The following is a 25456-nucleotide window of genomic DNA, read 5'->3' on the forward strand; positions in this document are numbered from 1 at the left end:
GGTCGGGAGTGGATTCCTGCGGCATCATGGGCAAATTTTGTACGGCAGCCCAAAGGAAGCCCCATGAATCTGCCTCCCCGCCAGCAACAAATCCTCGAACTGGTCCGCGAGCGCGGCTACGTCAGCATCGAGGAAATGGCGCAGTTATTCATCGTCACCCCGCAAACCATCCGCCGCGACATCAATCAACTGGCGGAAGCGAACCTGCTGCGCCGCTACCACGGCGGCGCTGCCTACGACTCCAGCGTGGAAAACACCGCCTACGCCATGCGCGCCGACCAGATGCGCGACGAGAAGCAACGCATCGCCGAAGCCATTGCCGCCCAGATCCCCGACCACGCCTCGCTGTTCATCAACATCGGCACCACCACCGAATCCATCGCCCGCGCGCTGCTCAACCACAACCACCTCAAGGTCATCACCAACAACCTGCACGTGGCGTCGATCCTCAGTGCCAAGGACGACTTCGAAGTCCTGATCGCCGGCGGCAACGTGCGGCGAGACGGCGGCGTGGTAGGCCAGGCCAGCGTCGACTTCATCAACCAGTTCAAGGTCGACTTCGCCCTGGTGGGCATCAGCGGTATCGACGAGGACGGCAGCCTGCTGGATTTCGATTACCAGGAAGTGCGGGTGTCCCAGGCCATCATCGCCAACGCCCGGCAAGTGCTGCTGGCGGCGGACTCCAGCAAGTTCGGGCGCAACGCCATGGTTCGCCTGGGGCCGATCAGCCTGATCGACTGCCTGGTGACCGACCAGCAACCGGTGCCGGCCCTGGTGCAGTTGCTGAACCAGCACAAGATTCGCCTGGAAGTGGTCTGAGATCCCTTCAATATCCTGTGGCAAGGCTGCTGTGGGAGCATGGCTTGCCCGCGATGAAGGCGACACAGTTTTCTAAATAGAACGAGTTGCCTGTTTCGCGAGCAAGCTCTGCTCCCACAAATCCCTCTCACCATAAGAGCGTGCCCAAGCACTGTCTCCCTTCCTTCAATGTTCGAAAATCTTCCTTTCAGTTTCCCTTGATCAGTATTTTCAATCGAAGCGGACTGGCTGTCGTCGTCTTTATGGGCTAGTATTTTCGCAAATGAACATTTATGTTCGAATTCAAATATTACGAAAAGAACCCGAGGCCAGCCGATGCCCACTTCTACCTTGCCTACGCCCCCTCTCGCCGAAGTCTACGATGTTGCCGTCATTGGCGGCGGTATCAACGGCGTAGGGATTGCCGCGGACGCTGCCGGTCGCGGTCTTTCGGTGTTCCTTTGCGAAAAGGACGACCTGGCTAGCCATACATCGTCGGCCAGCAGCAAATTGATCCACGGCGGCCTGCGCTACCTCGAACACTATGAGTTCCGCCTGGTGCGCGAAGCGCTGGCCGAGCGCGAGGTGCTGTTGGCCAAGGCGCCGCACATCGTCAAGCAGATGCGCTTCGTGCTGCCCCACCGCCCGCACCTGCGGCCGGCCTGGATGATTCGCGCCGGCCTGTTCCTCTACGATCACCTTGGCAAGCGTGAACAGCTCGCCGGTTCCAAAAGCTTGAAATTCGGTGCCGACAGCGCGCTGAAAAGCGAGATCACCAAAGGCTTCGAGTACTCCGACTGTTGGGTCGACGACGCGCGCCTGGTGGTACTCAACGCCATGGCCGCCCGGGAAAAAGGCGCCCACCTCCACACGCGCACCCGCTGCGTGAACGCCCGTCGCAGCAAAGGGTTGTGGCACCTGCACCTGGAGCGCGCCGACGGCAGCCTGTTTTCGATTCGCGCCAAGGCCCTGGTGAACGCCGCCGGTCCGTGGGTCGCCAAGTTCATTCGTGACGACCTGAAGATGGAATCGCCCTACGGCATCCGCCTGATCCAGGGCAGCCACCTGATCGTGCCGAAACTCTATGAAGGCGAACATGCGCACATTCTTCAGAACGAAGACCAGCGCATCGTGTTCACCATTCCGTACTTGAACCAGTTCACCCTGATCGGCACCACCGATCGCGAATACACCGGTGATCCGGCCAAAGTGGCCATCACCGAGGGCGAAACCGACTACCTGCTGAAGGTGGTCAACGCCCACTTCAAGAAACAGATCGGTCGCGACGACATCCTGCACAGCTATTCCGGTGTGCGGCCGCTGTGCAACGACGAATCCGACAACCCCTCGGCCGTGACCCGGGACTACACCCTGGCACTCTCCGGCGGTGGCGAGGAAGCGCCCTTGCTCTCGGTGTTCGGCGGCAAGCTGACCACCTACCGCAAGCTGGCCGAGTCGGCCATGGCCCTGCTGGCCCCGTACTTCACCCAGATGCGCCCGAGCTGGACCGCCATCGCCACGCTTCCCGGCGGCGAGAACATGACCACCCCGCAAGCGCTGTGCTCGGCCATCCGCGACAAGTTCGACTGGCTGCCGACCGAGATCGCTCGTCGCTGGGCCACCACCTACGGCAGCCGCACCTGGCGCATGCTGGAAGGCGTGCACACCCTTGCCGACCTGGGCGAACACCTCGGCGCGGGGCTCTATACCCGCGAAGTCGACTACCTGTGCAGCGATGAATGGGCCGTCGATGCCCAGGACATCCTCTGGCGCCGCAGCAAACTGGGCTTGTTCACCACCCCGGCCGAACAGGAAAAACTGCAGCAATACCTGGAAAAGGTCGAGCATAACCGCCGCAAGATCGAAGCGGCGTGAACCTCGTCCTCCCAAGGGAGGACGTCCCCACCGGCCAACAGGAGGTGTTTTCGACCAACGGTAGCTCAGGCGCGTAATACCTGGCATTTCTACCAGTACCCAGCTTCGATAACGACTCTTAGGATGAACGTGCCATGACCGATGGTATTTCATCCCGGAGAGTCTGTTATGTCTGCCAAAGTTGGATCTACCCCACCCAGTGGCCAAAACAAGGCGATCATTCCTTCCCCGCCTCGAGAGCTTACCCAGCAGGGAGGCACCAAATACTCGCTCGTGCTGGGGTGGCTAATCTCGGCGAACGCCGCCCCATCCGACATTATCGCCCACACGTTCAAGGTCGTTGACAAGAATACTGGCCAGGAGCAACCGACCCCGGCAACCACGGTGGCGCCGGGGCCCAATGGATGGTATCGGCATGAAATCAATGTCAGCGGCTTGAATGTCCCCCTATATTACCTGGTTAAAGTTCGGGCACAGGGCACCGACGGGAACTACGGTGAATACTGCCCTGAAGTAGAGTTCCGGACCTACCCGGAATCCACGGACACAGAAACCACCCCGTAAACCTTCGTGGCGATGCAGGAACATTTCGGCGCGCCTCTTCAAAAGGCTGCGCAGGCATTCACTTGGCGCAAGCAACCGAGCAGATGGGGATGACACCTTGCGTGCATCCCCAACCATCTTCATGCCCCCGGCGCCCGCACACTTCAGACACCTCGCGACCCGCCCAGCTGTCGTCGCCATTCGGTTTTCCGAACGAAGCTGAAAGCCTTCATTCGACGAACCGAACAGCAACCCGCTTTCCAGGTCCTGGAAAAATAAAAAATACTTTTAAAATCAATCACAAAGCCTATTGGTAGGCTCCTGGCACGAGTCATGCTCTACACTCCTTCGAGACGAATGCCTGCATGCCAACACAACAGGAGCTGCCAGGCGTTTCGAAGCACTCAGGGCCGACGTACCGGCTGAAATAAAAAAAACAATGTCGAGGAAACATCGATGCGCATCGTTCCCCATCTCCTGGGCGCAGCCATTGCTGCCGCTCTGATCAGCACCCCGGTTTTCGCCGCCGAACTGACCGGCACGCTGAAGAAGATCAAAGAGTCCGGCGTCATCACGCTTGGGCATCGCGACGCTTCCATTCCGTTCTCCTACATCGCGGACGCTTCCGGCAAGCCAGTGGGCTACTCCCACGACATCCAGCTGAAAGTCGTCGAAGCGCTGAAAAAAGACCTGGACCTGCCGAACCTGCAGGTCAAGTACAACCTGGTGACCTCGCAGACCCGTATCCCGCTGGTACAGAACGGCACCGTGGACCTGGAGTGCGGCTCCACCACCAACAACGTCGAGCGCCAGCAGCAAGTCGACTTCTCCGTGGGCATCTTCGAGATCGGCACCCGCCTGCTCTCCAAGAAAGACTCCAAGTACAAGGATTTCGACGACCTCAAGGGCAAGAACGTCGTGACCACCGCCGGCACCACCTCCGAGCGCCTGCTCAAGGCCATGAACGCCGACAAGCAGATGGGCATGAACGTCATCTCGGCCAAGGACCACGGCGAATCCTTCCAGATGCTGGAATCGGGCCGCGCCGTCGCGTTCATGATGGACGACGCCCTGCTGGCCGGTGAAGCCGCCAAGGCCAAGAAGGCCGACGACTGGGCCGTTACCGGTACGCCACAGTCCTACGAGATCTACGGCTGCATGATGCGCAAGGGCGACGAGCCGTTCAAAAAGGCTGTGGATGACGCCATCAAGGCCACCTACGCGTCGGGCGAGATCAACAAGATCTACGACAAGTGGTTCACCCAGCCAATCCCGCCGAAAAACCTGAACCTGAACTTCCCGATGAGCGACGAGCTCAAGGCCCTGATCGCCAATCCGACCGACAAAGCGGCTGACGACAAGAAGTCCTGATTTTTCTGACTAACCTTATCTCCTGAAGGGGCTCCCGCCCTTTCAGGGGATGGTCACTCCCTGCTGGCATATCTGGAAACACTCGAACGGTGGTTGTCGAGCCGATCGCGTGTGCCTGGCCTTCGAAGGCCAGGGAGGGAACGGAGCTTCCCCAGGCGGGCATTTGCATATCGAACGATCTGAGGGGAGACCCTAATGAATTACAACTGGGACTGGGGCGTGTTCTTCAAGTCCACCGGCGTGGGCAGCGAGACGTATCTCGACTGGTACATCGCCGGCCTGGGCTGGACCATCGCCATCGCCGTCGTCGCCTGGATCATCGCCCTGCTGCTGGGCTCGATCCTGGGTGTGATGCGCACCGTGCCGAACCGGCTGGTGTCGGGCATCGCCACCTGCTACGTGGAGCTTTTCCGTAACGTGCCGCTGCTGGTTCAGCTGTTCATCTGGTACTTCCTGGTGCCCGACCTGCTGCCGGAAAACCTGCAGGAGTGGTACAAGCAGGACCTGAACCCGACCACCTCGGCCTACCTGAGCGTCGTAGTGTGCCTGGGGTTGTTCACCGCCGCACGGGTGTGCGAACAGGTGCGCACCGGTATCCAGGCGCTGCCCCGCGGCCAGGAATCCGCCGCCCGCGCCATGGGCTTCAAGCTGCCGCAGATCTACTGGAACGTGCTGCTGCCCCAAGCGTATCGGATCATCATTCCGCCGCTGACCTCGGAATTCCTCAACGTCTTCAAGAACTCCTCCGTGGCCTCGCTGATCGGCCTGATGGAGCTGCTCGCGCAGACCAAGCAGACCGCCGAGTTCTCCGCCAACCTGTTCGAAGCCTTTACCCTGGCGACGCTGATCTACTTCACCTTGAACATGAGCCTGATGCTGCTCATGCGCATGGTCGAGAAGAAAGTCGCGGTGCCCGGCCTGATCTCCGTGGGGGGTAAATGATGGAATTCGATTTCAGTGGTGTCGTCCCGGCCATTCCCGGCCTGTGGAACGGCATGGTGATGACCTTGAAGCTGATGGCCCTGGGCGTCATCGGCGGCATCATCCTGGGGACGATCCTGGCGCTGATGCGCCTGTCCCACAACAAGCTGGTCTCCAACATCGCCGGCGCCTACGTCAACTACTTCCGCTCCATCCCGCTGCTGCTGGTGATCACCTGGTTCTACCTGGCGGTGCCGTTCGTGCTGCGCTGGATCACGGGCGAAGACACGCCGATCGGGGCATTCGGCTCCTGCGTCGTGGCGTTCATGATGTTCGAGGCGGCGTACTTCTGCGAAATCGTGCGGGCCGGCGTGCAGTCGATCCCCAAGGGCCAGATGGGTGCCGCCCAGGCGCTGGGCATGAACTATGGCCAGACCATGCGCCTGATCATCCTGCCCCAGGCGTTTCGCAAGATGACCCCGCTGCTGTTGCAGCAGAGCATCATCCTGTTTCAGGACACCTCGCTGGTCTACACGGTCGGCCTGGTGGACTTCCTCAATGCTTCGCGGGCCAATGGCGACATCATCGGCCGCTCCAATGAGTTCCTGATCGTCGCAGGTCTCGTGTACTTCACAATCAGCTTTGCCGCCTCGCTGCTGGTCAAGCGTCTGCAAAAAAGGTTCGCCGTATGATCTCTATCAAGAACATCAACAAGTGGTATGGGGACTTCCAGGTACTGACCAATTGCAGCACCGAGGTCAGCAAAGGCGAGGTGGTGGTGGTGTGCGGCCCTTCGGGTTCGGGCAAGTCCACGCTGATCAAGTGCGTGAACGCCCTGGAACCGTTCCAGAAAGGCGACATCGTGGTCGATGGCACGTCCATCGCCGACCCGAAGACCAACCTGCCGAAATTGCGTTCGCGGGTGGGCATGGTGTTCCAGCACTTCGAACTGTTCCCGCACCTGACCATCACCGAAAACCTGACCATCGCGCAGATCAAGGTGCTGGGCCGCAGCAAGGAAGAGGCCACCAAGAAAGGCCTGCAACTGCTTGAGCGCGTCGGCCTTTCGGCCCATGCCCACAAGCACCCGGGCCAGCTCTCCGGCGGCCAGCAGCAGCGCGTGGCGATTGCCCGTGCCCTGGCGATGGACCCGGTGGTGATGCTGTTCGACGAACCGACCTCGGCCCTCGACCCGGAAATGGTCAACGAGGTGCTCGACGTCATGGTGCAACTGGCCCACGAAGGCATGACCATGATGTGCGTCACCCACGAAATGGGCTTCGCCCGCAAAGTGGCGAACCGGGTGATCTTCATGGACCAGGGCCAGATCATCGAGGACTGCAAGAAGGAAGAGTTCTTCGGCGACATCAGTGCCCGCTCCGAACGTGCGCAGCATTTCCTTGAGAAAATCCTGCAGCACTAAGCAACACCGCTCCAATCCTGTGGGAGCGAGCTTGCTCGCGATAGCGGACCGACATTCAGCATCCCTGTTGACTGTGCTGCCCTCATCGCGAGCAAGCTCGCTCCCACAAGGGGGTAGTGTTGGCTTTGTCGATTTGTGTTGTGGTTGACCCAAGGCTTCTGTGATGAAATGCGACCCCACCCTCTATCGCGCCGCGCCGCCATCACTTGCCGTGAAACCCCGCCTGATCCGCCATCTGTTCCTGCCGCCGTTGATCATCGCGCTGACGATCGGCCTGGGCTATCTCGGCTTCTGGATCAGCGAGCACTACGGCGTGCGTGGCCTCGCCGAGAACGGCGAACGCCAACTGGAGCTGCACGCCCGGGCGGTGGAGAGCGAGATCAGCAAGTACACCTATCTGCCCAGCCTGCTGGAGCTTGAATCCAGTGTCTCGACGCTGCTCGATGACCCGACGCCCGAGCACCGCAAGACCGTCAACGAATACCTCGAAGGCTTGAACCGCCGCAGCCGCAGCCGGGCCATCTACGTGATGGACACGACCGGCCGGGTCATGGCCACCAGCAACTGGCGCGACGTCGACAGTTACCTGGGGGAGGACCTGTCCTTCCGCGCCTATTTCCAGAACGCCGTGCGCGGCCAGCCGGGTCGCTTCTACGGCATCGGCAGCACCAACGGCGAACCCGGCTACTACCTGGCCCACGGCCTGGAAGAACAGGGCAAGATCATCGGCGTCGCCGTGGTCAAGGTGCGCCTCGAAGCCATGGAGGAACGCTGGCAACGGGCACGCCTGGAAGCGTTCGTCAGCGATGAGAACGGCATCATCATCTTGTCCAGCGATCCGGCGCGGCGGCTCAAGTCGGTGCGGCCGTTGAGCGACGACACCAAGGAGCGCCTGGCCCGCAGCCTGCAGTACTACTGGTTCCCGCTGAACGAACTGGTGCCCCTGGCCCGGGAGCGCCTGGCTGAAGGTATGGAAAAACTGACCTTCCCGGCCAACACCGAGCTGGTGTCCGATGAACGCGCCATCAGCTACTTGTCGCAGACCCGCCCACTGAGCGACACACCGTGGAACTTCACCTTGCTGACCCCGTTGGAAGACCTGCGTCGCCAGGCGATCAACCAAGGCATCCTGGTGGCGGTGGCCTTCGCCCTGGTGGCTTTCCTGCTGATCGCCTGGAACGAGCGGCGCAAGGTCATCGCCACCCGCCTCGCGGCCCGGGAAGCCTTGCAGGAAGCCAACAGCCAGCTGGAACGTCGGATTACCGAACGCACCACCGACCTGCGGGCCAGCAACGAGCGGCTCAAGAGCCAGATCCGCGAGCGCCGGCAGGCCGAAGAGACCCTGCGCCGGGCCCAGGACGAACTGGTGCAGGCCGGCAAGCTGGCGGCCATCGGCCAGATGTCCACCAGCATCGCCCATGAGCTCAACCAGCCGCTGGCGGCGCTGCGCACCTTGTCCGGCAATACCGTGCGCTTCCTCGAACGCGGCCAACTGGACATCGCCAGCACCAACCTCAAGACCATCAACGAATTGATCGACCGCATGGGCCGCATCACCGCCAGCCTGCGCGCCTTTGCCCGACGGGGCGACGACCAGGGCCGGGCAAGCCTGGGCAAGGCCGTCGAGGCCGCGCTGCAATTGCTCGCCGGGCGCCTGGAACACCTGAACATCCAGATCCACGACGGGTTCACCGATGTCCAGTTGCAGATCGACCAGACGCGCCTGGAGCAGATCCTGGTGAACCTGGTCGGCAACGCCCTGGACGCCATGCAGGGCCAGCCCGATCCGCAGCTGTGGCTCGACGGCGAAACCAGCCACGGCAAGTACCGCCTGCGGGTGCGGGACAACGGCCACGGCATCGACCCGCAAGCCCGCAAGCATTTGTTCGAACCGTTCTTCACCACCAAGCCCGGCGAACAGGGCCTGGGCCTGGGCCTGACGCTCTCGGCAAGCCTGGCCGCCGCCGCGGGCGGGCACCTGGGCGTTGAATTCCCGGTCGAGCGTGGCACCACCTTCGTCCTCAGTTTACCGTTGGTAAGCCTTCCTCCAGCCGAGCAGCCATGAACAACGACCTGAGCGTACTGATCGTCGAAGACGACCCCCACGTCCTGCTGGGTTGCCAGCAGGCCCTGAGCCTGGAAGACATCCCGTGCATCGGCGTGGGCAGCGCCGAAGAAGCCCTGGAGCGGGTGGGCGATGACTTTGCCGGCATCGTCATCAGCGACATTCGCCTGCCGGGCATCGATGGCCTGGAACTGCTGACCCGCCTCAAGGCCCGGGACAGCCGCCTGCCCGTGGTGCTGATCACTGGCCACGGCGACATTTCCATGGCCGTTGGCGCGATGCAAAAAGGCGCCTATGACTTCATGGAGAAGCCCTTCTCCCCCGAACGCCTGGTGGACGTCGCCCGCCGCGCCCTGGAACAGCGCAGCCTGGCCCGCGAAGTGTCCTCGCTACGTCGGCAACTGGCCGAACGCGACTCCCTGGAAGGCCGCATCATCGGCCGCTCGCCAGCCATGCAGCACCTGCGCGCACTGATCGCCAATGTCGCCGACACCTCGGCCAACGTGCTGATCGAAGGCGAGACCGGCACCGGCAAGGAACTGGTCGCCCGCTGCCTGCATGACTTCAGCCGACGCCACGACAAGCAGTTCGTCGCGCTCAACTGCGGCGGCCTGCCGGAGAACCTGTTCGAGAGCGAGATTTTCGGCCACGAAGCCAATGCCTTCACCGGCGCCGGCAAGCGCCGGATCGGCAAGATCGAGCACGCCGACGGCGGTACGCTGTTTCTCGATGAAGTGGAAAGCATGCCCCTGCCCCTGCAAATCAAGCTGCTGCGGGTGTTGCAGGAGCGCACCCTCGAACGCCTGGGCTCGAACCAGAGCGTGGCGGTGGACTGCCGGGTGATTGCCGCGACCAAGTCCGACCTGGACGAAATGGGCCGCGCCGGCCAGTTCCGCAGCGACTTGTATTACCGTCTCAACGTGGTGACGCTGGAACTGCCGCCCCTGCGCGAGCGACGCGAGGACATCCTGCAATTGTTCGAACATTTCCTCCAGCAGTCGTCCCTGCGTTTCGACCGCACGGTACCGGCGCTGGACAACCAGACGCTGTCGAACCTGATGAGCCATGACTGGCCGGGCAATGTGCGCGAGCTGCGCAACGTCGCCGAGCGCTACGCCCTTGGTTTGCCCGCCTTCAAGAAATCCGGCGCCAGCAGCGGCGGCCAGGGCCTGGCCTTCGCCGAAGCGGTGGAAGCCTTCGAACGCAACCTGCTGGCGGACGCCCTGCAGCGCAGCGGTGGCAACCTGACCCAGGCCAGCCAGGAACTGGGCATGGCCAAGACCACCCTGTTCGACAAAGTCAAAAAGTACGGCCTGAGCCATTAACAACCGGGGCAAAAACCTGTGGATCTGATTTTCAAGGCGGCGCTGGGGGCCGCCGTGGTGGTGATCCTGGCGATGCTGGCCAAGACGCGCAACTACTACATCGCCGGGCTGGTGCCGCTGTTTCCCACCTTTGCCCTGATCGCCCACTACATCGTCGGCAAGGGCCGCTCGGTGGACGACCTGAAGACCACCATCGTGTTCGGCATGTGGTCGATCATTCCGTATTTCGTCTATCTCGCGACGCTGTACGTGATGATCGACCGGATGCGCCTCGAAGCCTCATTGGCGGTGGCAGCCGTCGCCTGGCTGATGGCCGCGACGGTGCTGGTCAGTGCCTGGGTGAGAATCCACGGCTGATCAGAGGCGCGCAAGCACGGCTCAGTAGCCGACGGTAAACCGGGTCCGCGAAAACCGAGGGGTCTGGACCTCATCGATCATCGCAATGGCATAGTCGGCGAAACTGATCCAACTGCGCCCGGCCTCGTCGAACAGCAGGTGATCCTTGCCAACCCGGAACTGGCCGGTGCGCTCGGTTTCGACGAACTCCGCCGACGGCGAGAGGAAGGTCCAGTCCAGGTCCTGTTCCTTGCGCAGCACGTCCAGGAACAAGGCGCCGGCGCTGGCTTCGGCCAGGTATTCCGCCGGGAAGCCGTCGCTGTCGATCACCCGGGTGTTGTCCGGCAGCAGCAACGAACCGGCCCCGCCCACCACCAGCAAGCGCTTGACCCCGGCGGCTTTCAGCGGCGCGATGATCTTGTCGGCTGGTACGCTGGCAAAGTGCGCGGCACTGATCACCGCATCGTGACCGGCGACAGCGGCGGTCAATGCTTCGCTGTCCAGGACGTCCAATGGTTGGCTGACCACGCCGGGGCGGTCGCCGATGCTTGCGGTGTTGCGGGCAATGGCCGTCACGCTGTGGCCGCGACGCAGGGCTTCTTCCAGCAGTTGGCTGCCGGCACGACCGGTGGCGCCGATGATTGCGATCTTGCTCATGGTGTTCTCCAGTAACTCAGGATGGTTGAAAAGACCTGCTTTTTGTGGCGAGGGGATTTATCCCCGCTGGACTGCGAAGCAGTCCCACGACTTATCAATCGCTGCAATGTGACAGTCAGGACGCAGGGGGTTGCTGCGCAACCCAGCGGGGATAAATCCCCTCGCCACAACGGTGCTCCGATCAACGATCGGTATTCACCACTTCATCTCGCCCTTGGCGACCTTGGCACTCAGTTCCAGGGAGCTGTCTTCACCCAGGTTCGGGTAGCGTTGCTTCATGACGGCGATCAGCGCGGCGGAATCCTTGGCCTTGGCGGTTTCTTCATCGAAGGCCTTGATATAGCCAGCGGTGAATGTCACCGGGGCCAGGGACCGGGCGCTTTCACCCAGGTAGTGGCCTGGAATCACGGTGTCCGGATGCAGCTTTTCAATACCGGCGAGGGTCGCCAGCCAGTCCTTGTGGGACTGCGGCGTCTGGGTGTCAGCCATCCACACATGAATGTTCTCGGCCACCACCACGCCCCCGATCACCGCCTTGATCGACGGAATCCACACGAAACTGCGCGCCGGCTGCGGGCCGTCCAGGCCGACGACCTGCAAACGCTTGCCCTCCAGGGTCAGGCTGTCGCCCTTGAGCACCTGGGGCACGATGGCAGTGTCCGGCGCATCGGCCTTGAGGATCGGCCCCCAATGCTTCAGCTTGCCGTCGACCGTGTGCTTGATGTGTTCGACGGTCGGCGCGGAGGCCAGCACCTTGGCCTCGGGAAAAGCGGCGGTCAGGGTGGGCAAACCAAAATAGTAGTCGGGATCGCCGTGGCTGATATAAATCGTGGTCAGTCGTTTTCCGCTGGCGCGAATTTTTTCCACGACCTGTTCGGCCTGGGACTTGCCGAACTGGGCGTCGACCAGGATGGCTTCGTGCTCGCCGCTGACCAGCACCGAGGTCACCGGGAAAATCGCCGCCGCGCCAGGGTTGTAGACATCCAGCGTCAGGTCGGCTGCCCAGCCGTGGGCCGCGAACGCCAGGGAGGCGGCCGCCAGCAACAGGCGCTTGAGGGGGGTGAAGGGGGTCATGCTGTGCTCCGTTGTCCAAATGCCCGTAGGGATGGAGAAGGAGCTTAGTGACCAGACTCGTTCTAAAAAATGCGATGATCAGACATAGTTTGTTTCTGAAACCGGGCAAATCATGGATCGTCTCCAAGCAATGCAAGTGTTCGTCACGGTGGTGGACCTGGGCAGCCAGTCGGCGGCGGCAGAGCACCTGGACCTGTCGCGACCGGTGGTATCGCGATACCTGGCGGAACTGGAGAACTGGGTCGGCGCCCGGCTGATGCACCGCACCACCCGCAGGCTGAGCCTGACCGCCGCCGGCACGGAAATCCTGCCGCGCTGCCGGCAGATGCTGGACCTGTCCGGCGACCTGCAAGCGGCCGTCAGCAAGCCGGACGACGCGCCCCGGGGCCAACTGCGCATCAGCACCAGCACCTCCTTCGGCCAGGCCCAGCTGACGCGTGCCATGGCCGAATACGTCAAGCGTTACCCCGGGGTGAGCGTGGACCTGCAGATGCTCGATCGCACCGTGAACCTGGTGGACGAGCGCATCGACCTGGCGATCCGCATGAGCAACGACCTGGACCCGAACCTGATCGCCCGCCGCCTCACGGTGTGCCGCTCGGTGATCTGCGCCTCGCCCGATTACTTGAAAGAGCACCCGGCACCGCAGCGGGTCGAGGACCTGAGCCAGCACAACTGCCTGACGCACGCCTACGTGGGCAAGAGCCTCTGGCACTTCGAACAGGACGGCGAGCCGGTCTCGGTGCCGGTGCAAGGCAATATCAGCAGCAACGAGGCCACCACCCTCCTGCAAGCGGCCATGGCAGGCGCCGGCGTGGCCATGCTGCCCAGCTACCAGGCTGGCGCCCATATCAAGCGCGGTGAACTGGTGCGCCTGGTGCCCCACGCCGAACCGCGCCGGATGAACATGTACGCCGTGTATGCCTCACGCAAGCACATGCCGTCGGCGCTACGCAGCCTGCTGGATTTCCTGGTGGTGACGTTTCCCGAGACGCCTGAGTGGGATGTGGGGTTGTAGCTGCCGCCTGGGGAACCTCTGTGGGAGCGAGCTTGCTCGCGATAGCGGTGTGTCAGTCAATAAAGGGTGGCTGACACTCCGCCATCGCGAGCAAGCTCGCTCCCACACGGGGTCACCGTCGCTCTCAAGTATTGCGCCAGGATTTCACCAACCGCCCGCCCCGAGGCATACTGGCCACCCTTCTTGCGCCAGAACCCAGAACCGCTCCATGCGTATCCACGTCAGTTTCATCGACCGCGTCGGCATCACCCAGGAAGTCCTGGCCTTGCTCGGTGGGCGCAACCTCAACCTGGATGCCGTGGAGATGGTGCCGCCCAACGTCTACATCGACGCCCCGACCCTCAGCCCGCAAGTGCTGGATGAGTTGCGCGAGGCCTTGTTCAGCGTACGGGGTGTGCAAACGGTGACGGTGGTGGACATCCTGCCAGGCCAACGCCGGCACTTGCAGCTCGACGCCCTGCTGGCGGCCATGACCGACCCGGTGCTGGCCCTGGACAGCGCCGGCAATGTGTTGCTGGCCAACCCCGCGCTGATTGCCTTGTACGGCCGGGAGCCGGCCGGGGAAAGCGTGGCGGGGCTGTTCGGTGACGAGGCGCTGCTGGGCGCCCTGCTGGAGAACGGCTTTCGCCTGCCGCTGCGGGAAATCACCCTCAATGGCCAGACCTTGCTGCTGGACGCCACGCCCATCACGGACGCTGGCGCCCTGCTGACACTCTATCCACCGAACCGCATCGGCGAACGCCTGTCGGCCCTGCACCACGATCACGCCGAAGGCTTCGACGCGCTGCTCGGCGACTCCCCCGCGATCCGCACCCTCAAGGCCCGGGCCCAACGGGTCGCGGCGTTGGATGCGCCGTTGCTGATCCAGGGCGAGACCGGCACCGGCAAGGAACTGGTGGCCCGTGCCTGCCACGCCATCAGCGCCCGTCACAGCGCGCCGTTCCTGGCCCTGAACTGCGCCGCGTTGCCGGAGAACCTGGCCGAAAGCGAACTGTTCGGCTATGCCCCCGGCGCCTTCACGGGTGCGCAACGGGGCGGCAAGCCGGGGCTCATGGAGTTGGCGAACCAGGGCACGGTGTTTCTCGATGAAATTGGCGAGATGTCGCCGTACCTGCAAGCCAAGCTGCTGCGGTTCCTGAACGACGGCAGCTTCCGCCGGGTGGGCGGCGATCGGGAAATCAAGGTCAACGTGCGGATCCTCAGCGCCACGCACCGCAACCTGGAGAAAATGGTCAGCGAAGGCTCGTTCCGCGAAGACCTGTTCTATCGCCTCAACGTGCTCAACGTCGAGGTCCCGCCGCTGCGCGAGCGCGGCCAGGACATCCTGCTGCTGGCGCGCTACTTCATGCAGCAGGCCTGCGCCCAGATCCAGCGCCCGGTCTGCCGCCTCGCCCCCGGCACCTACCCGGCGTTGCTGGGCAATCGCTGGCCGGGCAATGTGCGGCAACTGCAGAACGTGATCTTCCGCGCCGCCGCCATCTGCGAAAGCAGCCTGGTGGACATCGGCGACCTGGACATCGCCGGCACCTCCGTCGCGCGCCAGGGCGACGTGGAGGTCGAAAGCCTGGAACAGGCCGTGGAAGCCTTCGAGAAGCACCTGCTCGAAAGCCTCTACGTCAACTACCCCTCGACCCGCCAGCTCGCCAGCCGCCTGCAGACTTCCCATACCGCGATCGCCCATCGGTTGCGCAAATACGGCATTTCCGGAAAGCCATAAACCCGCCACAGCCCCCTGTGGGAGCGAGCTTGCTCGCGATGACGGTAGCCCAGTCAGCCCCAGGTTGACTGACACACCGCTATCGCGAGCAAGCTCGCTCCCACAAGGGTTCAGTGTTGTGGTCGGAATAGCGTCAAAAACGACCTCCACCTGTACTGAAAGCGCTACAGTGGAACGATATCGCTACAGACGGACGTAGACTGCGCCAGATAAGGCTTTGATCCAGCAATGATTTTATTCAGGCGCGGCGCTGTAGCGATTTCGCTACAACGCAAGGGACTCATAATCTCCTGAGCCGCCTCAAATCATTGACCCACAAGCACTTTTCAATATTGGCCGCGTTCTTGCTATGGGTATTCCCACACGGCCGGGCCAAGCCCCGCGCCTCCTTTGCGTCCACCAGACGAATCTGGCCCCAGGAGTTTCCATGAGCGAGTTGCGTTTCACTGAAGATCACGAATGGCTGCGCACCGAAGCCGACGGCAGCGTTACAGTCGGCATCACCGCGTTTGCCCAGAACGCCTTGGGCGATGTGGTCTATGTTCAGTTACCGGAACTGCAAAACTACGCCAAGAGGGCCGAAGCCTCGACCGTGGAATCGGTGAAGGCCGCCAGCGGTGTCTACATGCCGTTGGACGGTGACGTGCTGGAAGTCAACCCGGCCCTGGAAAGCAACCCGGAACTGGTCAACGAAGATCCGCTGGGCGAAGGCTGGTTTTTCCGTTTCATGCCAGCCAATCCCGCTGAAGTTGGCCAACTGTTGGATCAGGATGCCTACGACCGCCTGATCAAAGCCAACGCCGAAGCCTGAGGAGCGCCACATGACCGTTAATCTCGGCACCGCCAACGAATTCATCGCCCGCCACATCGGCCCCCGGGCCAGCGACGAGCAAGCCATGCTCGAACGCCTGGGCTATGACTCCCTGCAAGCCCTGAGCGCCAGCGTCATCCCGGAAAGCATCAAGGGCACCAGCGTGCTGGACATGGGCGACGGCCAGAGCGAAGCCGACGCGCTGGCGTCGATCAAGGCCATCGCCAGCCAGAACCAGTTGTTCAAGACCTACATCGGCCAGGGCTACTACAACTGCCACACGCCGGCACCGATCCTGCGCAACCTGCTGGAAAACCCGGCCTGGTACACCGCCTACACCCCGTACCAGCCAGAAATCTCCCAGGGTCGTCTCGAAGCGCTGCTGAACTTCCAGACCCTGATCAGCGACCTCACCGGCCTGCCGATCGCCAACGCCTCGTTGCTGGATGAAGCCACCGCCGCCGCCGAAGCGATGACCTTCTGCAAGCGCCTGAGCAAGAACAAGGGCAGCAACGCGTTCTTCGCCTCCGTGCACAGCCACCCGCAGACCCTCGACGTGCTGCGCACCCGTGCCGAGCCCCTGGGCATCGACGTGGTGGTCGGCGATGAGCGCGAGCTGAGCGACACCAGCCCGTTCTTCGGCGCGCTGCTGCAATACCCGGCCAGCAACGGTGACGTGTTCGACTACCGCGAACTGACCGAACGCTTCCACGCCAGCAACGCCCTGGTCGCCGTCGCGGCCGACCTGCTGGCGCTGACCCTGCTGGTCCCACCGGGTGAATTCGGCGCCGACGTGGCCATCGGCAGCGCCCAGCGCTTTGGCGTGCCATTGGGCTTCGGTGGCCCGCACGCGGCGTATTTCTCCACCAAGGACGCCTTCAAGCGCGACATGCCGGGCCGCCTGGTCGGTGTGTCCGTGGACCGTTTCGGCAAGCCGGCCCTGCGCCTGGCCATGCAGACCCGCGAGCAGCACATCCGCCGCGAGAAAGCCACGAGCAACATCTGCACCGCCCAGGTGCTGCTGGCCAACATCGCCAGCATGTACGCGGTGTACCACGGGCCCAAGGGCCTGGTGCAGATCGCCAACCGTATCCATCACCTGACCGCGATCCTCGCCAAGGGCCTGGACGCATTGGGCCTGAGCGTCGAGCAAGAAAGCTTCTTCGACACCCTGACCCTGCGCACCGGCGCGCAAACCGCTGCCCTGCACGACAAGGCCCGCGCCCAACGCATCAACCTGCGTGCAGTGGACGCCGAGCGCCTGGGCCTGTCCCTGGATGAAACCACCAGCCAGGCTGACGTCGAAGCACTGTGGAACCTGTTGGCCGACGGCAAGGCCCAGCCGGACTTCGCCAGCCTCGCCGCCAGTGTGCAAAGTCGCATCCCGGCGCCACTGGCACGCCAATCGGCGATCCTCAGCCACCCGGTGTTCAACCGCTACCACTCCGAAACCGAGCTGATGCGCTACCTGCGCAAGCTCGCCGACAAGGACCTGGCCCTGGATCGCACCATGATCCCGCTGGGTTCCTGCACCATGAAGCTCAACGCCGCCAGTGAAATGATCCCGGTGACCTGGGCCGAGTTCGGCGCCCTGCACCCGTTCGCACCGGCCGAACAAAGTGCGGGCTACCAGCAACTGACCGACGAACTGGAGGCCATGCTGTGTGCCGCCACCGGCTATGACGCCGTGTCGCTGCAACCCAACGCCGGTTCCCAGGGCGAATACGCAGGCCTCTTGGCGATCCGTGCCTATCACCAGAGCCGTGGCGAAGACCGCCGCGACATCTGCCTGATCCCGTCCTCGGCCCACGGCACCAACCCGGCCACCGCCAACATGGCGGGCATGCGCGTGGTGGTCACCGCGTGCGACGCCCGTGGCAACGTCGACATCGAGGACCTGCGCGCCAAGGCCATCGAGCACCGCGAACACCTCGCCGCGCTGATGATCACCTACCCGTCCACCCACGGCGTGTTCGAGGAAGGTATCCGCGAAATCTGCGGCATCATCCATGACAACGGCGGCCAGGTGTACATCGACGGCGCCAACATGAACGCCATGGTCGGCCTCTGCGCGCCAGGCAAGTTCGGCGGTGACGTGTCGCACCTCAACCTGCACAAGACCTTTTGCATTCCCCACGGCGGTGGCGGCCCGGGCGTTGGCCCGATCGGCGTCAAGTCGCACCTGGCGCCTTTCCTGCCAGGTCACGCGAGCATGGAACGCAAGGAAGGCGCGGTGTGCGCGGCGCCGTTCGGCAGCGCGAGCATCCTGCCGATCACCTGGATGTACATTCGCATGATGGGTGGCGCCGGCCTCAAGCGCGCCTCGCAACTGGCGATCCTGAACGCCAACTACATTGCCCGCCGCCTGGAAGAGCACTACCCGGTGCTCTACACCGGCAGCAACGGCCTGGTGGCCCACGAATGCATCCTCGACCTGCGCCCGCTCAAGGACAGCAGCGGCATCAGCGTCGATGACGTGGCCAAGCGCCTGATCGACTTCGGCTTCCATGCCCCGACCATGTCGTTCCCGGTGGCCGGCACGCTGATGATCGAACCGACCGAAAGCGAATCCAAGGAAGAACTGGACCGCTTCTGCGACGCCATGATCTGCATCCGCGAAGAAATCCGCGCCGTGGAAAACGGCAGCCTGGACAAAGACGACAACCCGCTGAAAAACGCCCCCCACACCGCGGCGGAGCTGGTCGGCGAGTGGACCCACCCCTACAGCCGCGAGCAAGCGGTGTACCCGGTGGCGTCGTTGATCGAAGGCAAGTACTGGCCGCCCGTGGGCCGGGTCGACAACGTGTTCGGCGACCGCAACCTGGTGTGCGCCTGCCCGTCGATCGAAAGCTACGCTTGAGGTGTGAGGGGCGGGTTTGCTCGCCTTTCTCAGATATAGCCACTCCCTGTGAAAGCAATTTCCAAGGGAAACCACAGCCCCTGTGGGAGCGAGCTTGCTCGCGATAGCGCACTGTCAGTCAGCACGTGTGTGACTGTCACACCGCTATCGCGAGCAAGCTCGCTCCCACAAGGGATCTGCTTCAAACCTTGCAACCGTCGATCTCATAAAAAGAAACCGGAGAAACACCATGTCGTTAAGCGTGTTCGACCTGTTCAAGATCGGTATCGGCCCTTCCAGCTCACATACCGTCGGCCCGATGCGTGCCGCAGCCCGTTTCGTCGAGGGGCTGCGCCGTGATGACCTGCTTGAAAGCATCACCAGCGTCAAGGTCGAACTCTATGGTTCCCTCGGCGCCACCGGCAAGGGCCACGGCAGCGACAAGGCCGTGCTGCTGGGCCTGGAAGGTGAACACCCGGACACCGTGGACACCGAGACAGTCACCGCCCGCCTGCAGGAAATCCGCAGCAGCGGACGCCTGAACCTGCTCGGCCAGCACCCCATCGAATTCAATGAAAAGCTGCACCTGGCAATGATCCGCAAGCCGCTGGCCTTCCACCCCAACGGCATGATCTTCCGCGCCTTCGACGGCGCCGGGCTGCAAGTGCGCAGCCGCGAGTACTACTCGGTCGGCGGCGGCTTCGTCGTGGACGAAGACGCCGCCGGGGCCGACCGCATCGTCGAGGACGCCACGCCCCTGACGTTCCCGTTCAAGAGCGCCAAGGACCTGCTGGGCCATTGCGCCACCTACGGCCTGTCCATCAGCCAGGTGATGTTGACCAACGAAAGCGCCTGGCGCCCCGAAGCCGAAACCCGCGCCGGCCTGCTGAAGATCTGGCAAGTGATGCAGGACTGCGTGGCGGCCGGCTGTCGCAACGAAGGGATCCTGCCCGGCGGGCTGAAGGTCAAGCGGCGGGCTGCGGCGCTGCACCGCCAGTTGTGCAAGAACCCCGAGGCGTCCCTGCGCGACCCGCTGTCGGTGCTCGACTGGGTCAACCTGTATGCCCTGGCGGTCAACGAGGAAAACGCCTACGGCGGCCGCGTGGTCACCGCGCCGACCAACGGCGCGGCGGGGATCATCCCGGCCGTACTGCATTACTACATGCGCTTCATTCCAGGGGCCAACGAAGACGGCGTGGTGCGATTCCTGCTGACCGCCGCCGCCATCGGCATCCTGTACAAGGAGAACGCCTCCATCTCGGGCGCCGAAGTCGGCTGCCAGGGCGAAGTCGGCGTCGCCTGCTCCATGGCCGCCGGGGCGCTCTGCGAAGTGCTGGGCGGTACCGTGCAACAAGTGGAAAACGCCGCCGAGATCGGCATGGAACACAACCTCGGCCTGACCTGCGACCCCATCGGCGGCCTGGTCCAGGTGCCGTGCATCGAGCGCAACGCCATGGGCTCGGTGAAAGCCATCAACGCGGTGCGCATGGCGATGCGCGGCGACGGCCATCACTTTGTCTCCCTCGACAAAGTCATCCGCACCATGCGCCAGACCGGCGCCGACATGAAAAGCAAATACAAGGAGACCGCCCGCGGCGGCCTGGCGGTCAACATCATCGAATGCTGACACGCGCCACTTTCACTTTCCTGGAGTCGATATGTCCACCGAACAACTGTTGAAAACCCCGCTGCACGCACTGCACCTCGAACTCGGCGCCCGCATGGTGCCGTTCGCCGGCTACGACATGCCGGTGCAGTACCCCTTGGGCGTGATGAAAGAGCACCAGCACACCCGCGATCAGGCCGGGCTGTTCGATGTGTCCCACATGGGCCAGATCCGCCTGAGCGGCGCGGATGCCGCCAAGGCCCTGGAAACCCTGGTGCCGGTAGACATCATCGATCTCCCGGTGGGCATGCAGCGCTACGCCATGTTCACCAACGAGCAAGGCGGGATCCTCGACGACCTGATGGTCGCCAACCTGGGTAACGACGAACTGTTCCTGGTGGTCAACGCGGCCTGCAAGGAGCAGGACCTGGCCCACCTGCGCAGCCATATCGGCAGCCGGTGCACGATCGAGCCGCTGTTCGAGGCTCGCGCCCTGCTCGCCCTGCAAGGCCCCGCCGCCGTCACCGTGCTCGCTCGCCTGGCGCCGGACGTGGCGAAGATGACCTTCATGCAGTTCCAGCGCGTCACGCTGCTGGGCATGGACTGCCTCGTCAGCCGCTCCGGCTACACCGGTGAAGACGGTTTCGAGATCTCCGTGCCCGCTGCCGATGCACAGAAGCTGGCCCGCGCCCTGCTGGCCGAGCCGGAAGTGGCGGCCATCGGCCTCGGCGCCCGTGACTCCCTGCGCCTGGAAGCCGGCCTGTGCCTGTATGGCCACGACATGAACACCGAGACGACACCGATCGAGGCCAGCCTATTGTGGGCCATTTCCAAAGTGCGGCGTGCCGAGGGTGCCCGTGCCGGCGGTTTCCCCGGCGCCGAAACCGTGTTCGCCCAACAACAGGGCGGCGTGAAGCGTAAACGCGTGGGCCTCCTGCCCCAGGAACGCACACCGGTGCGCGAAGGCGCCGAGATCGTCAACGATGCGGGCGAAATGATTGGCATCGTGTGCAGTGGCGGTTTCGGTCCGACCCTGGGGGGACCGTTGGCCATGGGTTACCTGGACAGCGCCTATATCGCACTGGAAACACCGGTTTGGGCGATAGTTCGTGGGAAAAAGGTGCCTTTGCTTGTAAGCAAAATGCCATTTGTTGCACAACGCTACTATCGCGGTTGATTGATTGTTTCTATAAGTAACGCGATTGCGTTATACGTGCACTAATGTGTAACGCAACCGCCATAAAAAGGTGCATCTAATTGCCAGCGGCCTCTTGCTTATAACAATGAAGAACTCGTCAACTCGCCGATCGAATAAGCCCCTGCCCACGAAGCGCTTATGTACCATCAACGCAAGCAAATACGGGCCCCTCGGGGGGTTGTTTTTTAGTTCGTGGTTGGCGTAGAGTTTGGTCACTGTGTTTGCATGGGTCGCTTGGAATCGTGACCTGGGCAGTAGCTTATGAAGTTCGCTACATCCCGCTCGACGTCTCTTACTTTCCTGCAACCCAGCCCCAGTACTCTTTCATGTGAAAGAGGCTGTCATCAATTAAGCGTCAAGGAAATAAGAAAATGGCTGAACGTCAGAGCGGTACCGTCAAGTGGTTCAACGACGAAAAGGGTTTTGGTTTTATCACCCCTGAAAGCGGTCCGGATCTGTTCGTGCACTTCCGCGCGATCCAGGGCAACGGCTTCAAGAGCCTGAAAGAAGGCCAGAAAGTCACTTTCGTTGCGGTGCAAGGCCAGAAAGGCATGCAGGCTGACGAAGTGATCGGCGAATCCTGAGGCTTCCGAGCACTAAAAAGCCCCTGATTGATCTCAGGGGCTTTTTTATGGGCGCAATTGCGTAGAATGCCTTCTTTTTTTCAGAGGCCTCCATGCCCAAGCACCTGCTCAAACCCCAGGGCGACTTCCCCCCTGTTGGCCTGGGCCGTCGCCTGGCCGCGATGTTCTATGATTTCCTGCTGTGTACGGCGTTGTTGATCGTCACCAGCGGCGCCTACAAGATGATCCAGATGGCAATCATCGGCGAAGAGAAGATGCGCGCCCTGACCGAGGCCGGCGCACTGGACGGCGACCCGCTACTGTCCACCGTGCTGCTGTTCGTGCTGTTCGGCTTCTTCGCCAAGTTCTGGACCCACAACGGCCAGACCCTGGGCATGCAGGTGTGGGGCATCCGGGTGCAGAACGCCGATGGCACCGCCATCAGCCTGTGGCAGGCGCTGCTGCGGTTCGTGGTGTCGATCGCGTCGTTATTGCTGCTGGGGATGGGCTTTGTCTGGTCGCTGTTCGACCAGCAGAAGCGCGGCTGGCATGACATCTACTCGGATACCCGGTTGGTACGGATTCCGAAGAAGACCAAATAAACACACCAAACCAGTCGCTGGAATACATTGTGGCGAGGGGATTTATCCCCGCTGGGTCGCAAAGCGGCCCCCTGTGGTCATCCTGACACGGCTGGTGTCAGGTTTTAGGGCTGCTGCGCAGCCCAGCGGGGATAAATCCCCTCGCCACAATAAGCTTTATCCCAAGTCAGGCGTTGCCCGCCAAGCGCATCCGCGCAGCCTGGGTAAAGTCCAGCATGCGCTTGAGCGGGCGAACGGCCTGGGGAATCAGCGCCGGGTCGACGAAGATCTCATTGGCGCCCTCCTGCAAGCTCTTGAGCGTGCGCTCCAGCGTATTCATCGCCATCCATGGGCAATGCGCGCAACTGCGGCAGGCCGCGCCGTTACCGGCGGTTGGGGCCTCGATGAAGACCTTGTCCGGACACAACTGCTGCATCTTGTAGAAGATGCCGCGGTCGGTGGCGACGATCAACGTCTTGTTCGGCAGGCTCTGCGCCGCGGCGATCAGTTGGCTGGTGGAGCCCACCGCATCCGCCAGCTCGATCACTGACGTCGGCGACTCGGGGTGCACCAGGATTGCGGCGTCCGGGTACAGCGCCTTCATGTCCTCCAGTTGCTTGGACTTGAACTCCTCGTGGACGATACAGGCACCGTCCCAGAGCAGCATGTCGGCGCCGGTCTTGCGCTGGATGTAGGTTCCCAGATGCTTGTCCGGGCCCCAGATGATCGTCTCGCCGTTGTCCATCAGGCTCTCGACGATTTCCAGCGCGCAACTGGACGTCACCACCCAGTCGGCCCGGGCCTTCACGGCCGCCGAGGTGTTGGCATACACCACCACGGTGCGCTCGGGGTGCTGGTCGCAGAACGCCGAGAACTCGTCCACCGGGCAGCCCAGGTCCAGGGAGCAGGTGGCTTCCAGGGTGGGCATCAATACACGCTTTTCGGGATTGAGGATCTTGGCAGTCTCGCCCATGAACTTGACCCCGGCGACGACCACGGTCTTGGCCGGATGGGCGTTGCCGAAGCGGGCCATCTCCAGGGAGTCGGAGACGCAACCACCGGTCTCCTCGGCCAGGGCCTGGATGATCGGGTCACAGTAGAAATGCGCGACCAGTACCGCATCCTGAGCCTTGAGCTCGGCGGCGATGGCGGCGCGGTACCAGGCTTCCTGCTCGGCGGACAGCGGCTTGGGCTGCTTGGCGTCGAGATGGGCCTGGACCAGAAGGCGTTCGGAAATTTGCGTCATGTTCGCAAGACCTGCAAGCGCGTTTAGCGCGAAAGTCGAGTATACACCCGGCTCCGGACCACTCGGGTACCGCCGGGGATTGGGATCAGGCACGGTGCAGCGTGAAGCCGGCAAGGCTACAGAATATCCCGTCGATGCAAAAGATCATTCTGACCTGCGCCCCGGCCAGGGGGCATGCGCTGTCTGGAGCGGTATTTGATTTCTCGATAACCCAGGCCATTTTTCAGTTTGCCTGCGGCCAGCCACGCCAGCCTAATGATGCTTTGCTAAACCAGGGCCCTGTCATGGAAAACATCAGAACCTCAACCACCCATGCCGCCTGGCTCATGCTCGGCATCGTCTTGGTGGCGTTGAACCTGCGGCCTTCGATGGCTGCGGTCGGGCCACTGCTGTCAGCCATCCGAGGCGAAATCCCCTTGAGCTTCAGCACCGCCTCGCTGCTGACCATGCTGCCGGTCATGGCCATGGGCCTGGCGATGTTCCTTGGCATGCGCATCGCCCTGCGCCTGGGCGAACACCGCACCATCGTGCTGTCGCTGGCGATCATCGGCCTCGCCACGGCATCGCGCCTGTACCTGGACAGCGCGACAGGCCTGATCACCAGCGCGATCGTCGCCGGGCTCGGGATCGCATTGATCCAGGCGGCAATGCCGGCGTTGATCAAGTTGCGCTTCGAAGGCAACGTCTCGCTGTTCATGGGGCTGTACGTCACTTCGATCATGGGAGGCGCGGCAATCGCGGCCGCGCTTTCGCCCCTTGTCCTGGCGCAGACCGGTAGCTGGCGCATCGCCCTGGCGATCTGGGCATTGCTCGCCCTGATTGCCCTCGGGGCGTGGTACACCCAGCGCTCGAACATCACACCGCTACCCGCCGCCCCGGCTAGCCGCCGTGAATCATTCTCCAGCAACACCCGGGCCTGGCTGTTGGCAATCTTCTTCGGCCTGGGCACCGCTTCCTACACCTGCGTCCTGGCGTGGCTGGCACCGTACTACGTGGAACAGGGCTGGAGCGAACAACAGGCTGGCCTGTTGCTGGGGTTCCTCACGGCGATGGAAGTATTGTCCGGCCTCCTGGTACCGGCGATTGCCAATCGAAGCCGGGACAAACGCCTGGTCCTGGCAGCCCTGCTGGCGTTGATCATGGCTGGTTTCGTTGGCCTGATCCTCAGCCCGCAAGGGTTCAGCCTGTTGTGGGCTTGCCTGCTGGGCCTGGGTATCGGTGGCCTGTTTCCCATGAGCCTGATCGTCTCCCTCGACCACCTGGACAACCCACGCCGGGCGGGCGGACTGACGGCTTTCGTCCAAGGTATCGGCTACCTGATCGCCGGGCTGTCGCCGTTGATCGCCGGGATGATCCGCGACCAGTCGGGAAGCTTTGAATCGGCCTGGTGGTCGCTCACGGCGGTCATGGTGGTGATGCTGGGGATGGTGATGCGCCTGGACCCGAAACATTACGGACGGCACATCCGCTGAACGCTCCAGGGGGAGGC

Annotated in this window: 22 protein-coding genes; 19 read left to right on the forward strand and 3 right to left on the reverse strand. The window is 62.8% G+C overall.

Annotation, left to right across the window (positions count from 1 at the left end; all coding sequences use genetic code 11):
* Window positions 1-63 precede the first annotated feature (63 nt).
* The 10 genes from Q6A48_RS09815 to Q6A48_RS09860 all read left to right on the forward strand — a co-directional run bounded on the left by Q6A48_RS09815 (window position 64) and on the right by Q6A48_RS09860 (window position 10678).
* Entirely contained in the window at window positions 64-819 is a 756-nt protein-coding gene (locus Q6A48_RS09815) for a DeoR/GlpR family transcriptional regulator (protein WP_304553896.1), read from the forward strand.
* Window positions 820-1134: 315 nt separating this feature from the next.
* The gene (glpD, locus tag Q6A48_RS09820; RefSeq protein ID WP_304553897.1) at window positions 1135-2673 is read left to right on the forward strand and encodes a glycerol-3-phosphate dehydrogenase; all 1539 of its coding nucleotides are present in this window, start codon (window positions 1135-1137) and stop codon (window positions 2671-2673) included.
* Between the two features lie 168 nt (window positions 2674-2841).
* A complete protein-coding gene (locus Q6A48_RS09825) occupies window positions 2842-3237 on the forward strand; it encodes a hypothetical protein (RefSeq protein WP_304553898.1) in 396 nt (131 codons plus the stop codon).
* A 435-nt stretch (window positions 3238-3672) separates the two neighbouring features.
* On the forward strand, window positions 3673-4587 hold the full coding sequence (locus tag Q6A48_RS09830; protein WP_042730392.1) for a glutamate/aspartate ABC transporter substrate-binding protein: 915 nt from the start codon (window positions 3673-3675) through the stop codon (window positions 4585-4587).
* A 195-nt stretch (window positions 4588-4782) separates the two neighbouring features.
* Window positions 4783-5529: an amino acid ABC transporter permease gene (locus tag Q6A48_RS09835; protein WP_047701169.1), complete on the forward strand. Its 747-nt coding sequence runs from the start codon at window positions 4783-4785 to the stop codon at window positions 5527-5529.
* Window positions 5529-6200, forward strand: a complete 672-nt coding sequence (locus Q6A48_RS09840) for an amino acid ABC transporter permease (protein WP_304553981.1) — start codon at window positions 5529-5531, stop codon at window positions 6198-6200. The genes Q6A48_RS09835 and Q6A48_RS09840 overlap by 1 nt, the downstream gene beginning before the upstream one ends.
* The gene (locus Q6A48_RS09845; RefSeq protein WP_003204983.1) at window positions 6197-6931 is read left to right on the forward strand and encodes an amino acid ABC transporter ATP-binding protein; all 735 of its coding nucleotides are present in this window, start codon (window positions 6197-6199) and stop codon (window positions 6929-6931) included. Before Q6A48_RS09840 ends, Q6A48_RS09845 begins: the two co-directional genes overlap by 4 nt.
* 163 nt (window positions 6932-7094) lie before the next feature.
* A complete protein-coding gene (aauS, locus tag Q6A48_RS09850) occupies window positions 7095-8996 on the forward strand; it encodes a two-component sensor histidine kinase AauS (protein ID WP_304553904.1) in 1902 nt (633 codons plus the stop codon).
* Window positions 8993-10321 carry a two-component response regulator AauR gene (gene aauR / locus Q6A48_RS09855; RefSeq protein ID WP_304553906.1) on the forward strand — a complete coding sequence of 443 codons (1329 nt, stop codon included), beginning with the start codon at window positions 8993-8995 and terminating at the stop codon, window positions 10319-10321. Before aauS ends, aauR begins: the two co-directional genes overlap by 4 nt.
* Window positions 10322-10348: 27 nt before the next feature.
* Window positions 10349-10678: a GlpM family protein gene (locus Q6A48_RS09860; protein WP_304553982.1), complete on the forward strand. Its 330-nt coding sequence runs from the start codon at window positions 10349-10351 to the stop codon at window positions 10676-10678.
* Window positions 10679-10699: 21 nt separating this feature from the next.
* Here Q6A48_RS09860 and Q6A48_RS09865 read toward each other — a convergent pair whose 3' ends face one another.
* A complete protein-coding gene (locus Q6A48_RS09865) occupies window positions 10700-11314 on the reverse strand; it encodes an NAD(P)-dependent oxidoreductase (protein ID WP_304553907.1) in 615 nt (204 codons plus the stop codon).
* A gap of 195 nt (window positions 11315-11509) precedes the next feature.
* Complete coding sequence (locus tag Q6A48_RS09870) at window positions 11510-12388, reverse strand: MBL fold metallo-hydrolase (RefSeq protein ID WP_304553908.1); 879 nt, start codon at window positions 12386-12388, stop codon at window positions 11510-11512.
* Between the two features lie 112 nt (window positions 12389-12500).
* Here Q6A48_RS09870 and Q6A48_RS09875 point away from each other — a divergent pair, with 112 nt between their 5' ends.
* From Q6A48_RS09875 to Q6A48_RS09910, 8 genes are all read left to right on the forward strand, one after another.
* On the forward strand, window positions 12501-13406 hold the full coding sequence (locus tag Q6A48_RS09875) for a LysR family transcriptional regulator (RefSeq protein WP_304553909.1): 906 nt from the start codon (window positions 12501-12503) through the stop codon (window positions 13404-13406).
* Window positions 13407-13614: 208 nt separating this feature from the next.
* On the forward strand, window positions 13615-15123 hold the full coding sequence (gene gcsR, locus Q6A48_RS09880; RefSeq protein ID WP_304553910.1) for a transcriptional regulator GcsR: 1509 nt from the start codon (window positions 13615-13617) through the stop codon (window positions 15121-15123).
* A gap of 427 nt (window positions 15124-15550) precedes the next feature.
* Window positions 15551-15934, forward strand: a complete 384-nt coding sequence (gene gcvH, locus Q6A48_RS09885; protein WP_304553912.1) for a glycine cleavage system protein GcvH — start codon at window positions 15551-15553, stop codon at window positions 15932-15934.
* 10 nt (window positions 15935-15944) lie between these two features.
* Window positions 15945-18794: an aminomethyl-transferring glycine dehydrogenase gene (gene gcvP, locus Q6A48_RS09890; RefSeq protein WP_304553913.1), complete on the forward strand. Its 2850-nt coding sequence runs from the start codon at window positions 15945-15947 to the stop codon at window positions 18792-18794.
* Between the two features lie 229 nt (window positions 18795-19023).
* Window positions 19024-20400, forward strand: coding sequence for an L-serine ammonia-lyase (locus tag Q6A48_RS09895; protein WP_304553914.1), 1377 nt, complete (start codon window positions 19024-19026; stop codon window positions 20398-20400).
* A 31-nt stretch (window positions 20401-20431) separates the two neighbouring features.
* Window positions 20432-21556, forward strand: a complete 1125-nt coding sequence (gene gcvT, locus Q6A48_RS09900) for a glycine cleavage system aminomethyltransferase GcvT (RefSeq protein WP_304553915.1) — start codon at window positions 20432-20434, stop codon at window positions 21554-21556.
* A gap of 392 nt (window positions 21557-21948) precedes the next feature.
* Window positions 21949-22161, forward strand: a complete 213-nt coding sequence (locus Q6A48_RS09905) for a cold-shock protein (protein WP_304553917.1) — start codon at window positions 21949-21951, stop codon at window positions 22159-22161.
* Between the two features lie 92 nt (window positions 22162-22253).
* On the forward strand, window positions 22254-22742 hold the full coding sequence (locus tag Q6A48_RS09910) for an RDD family protein (RefSeq protein ID WP_304553918.1): 489 nt from the start codon (window positions 22254-22256) through the stop codon (window positions 22740-22742).
* 166 nt (window positions 22743-22908) lie between these two features.
* Here Q6A48_RS09910 and nadA read toward each other — a convergent pair whose 3' ends face one another.
* Window positions 22909-23967 carry a quinolinate synthase NadA gene (nadA, locus tag Q6A48_RS09915; RefSeq protein ID WP_304553919.1) on the reverse strand — a complete coding sequence of 353 codons (1059 nt, stop codon included), beginning with the start codon at window positions 23965-23967 and terminating at the stop codon, window positions 22909-22911.
* 284 nt (window positions 23968-24251) lie between these two features.
* Between nadA and Q6A48_RS09920 the strand changes: the two genes are divergently transcribed.
* Window positions 24252-25439: a cyanate transporter gene (locus Q6A48_RS09920; protein ID WP_304553921.1), complete on the forward strand. Its 1188-nt coding sequence runs from the start codon at window positions 24252-24254 to the stop codon at window positions 25437-25439.
* The last annotated feature ends 17 nt before the right edge of the window (window positions 25440-25456 follow it).

Source organism: Pseudomonas citrullilanati (assembly GCF_030580855.1).
In the GTDB taxonomy this organism is placed as follows: Bacteria; Pseudomonadota; Gammaproteobacteria; order Pseudomonadales; family Pseudomonadaceae; genus Aquipseudomonas; species Aquipseudomonas citrulli.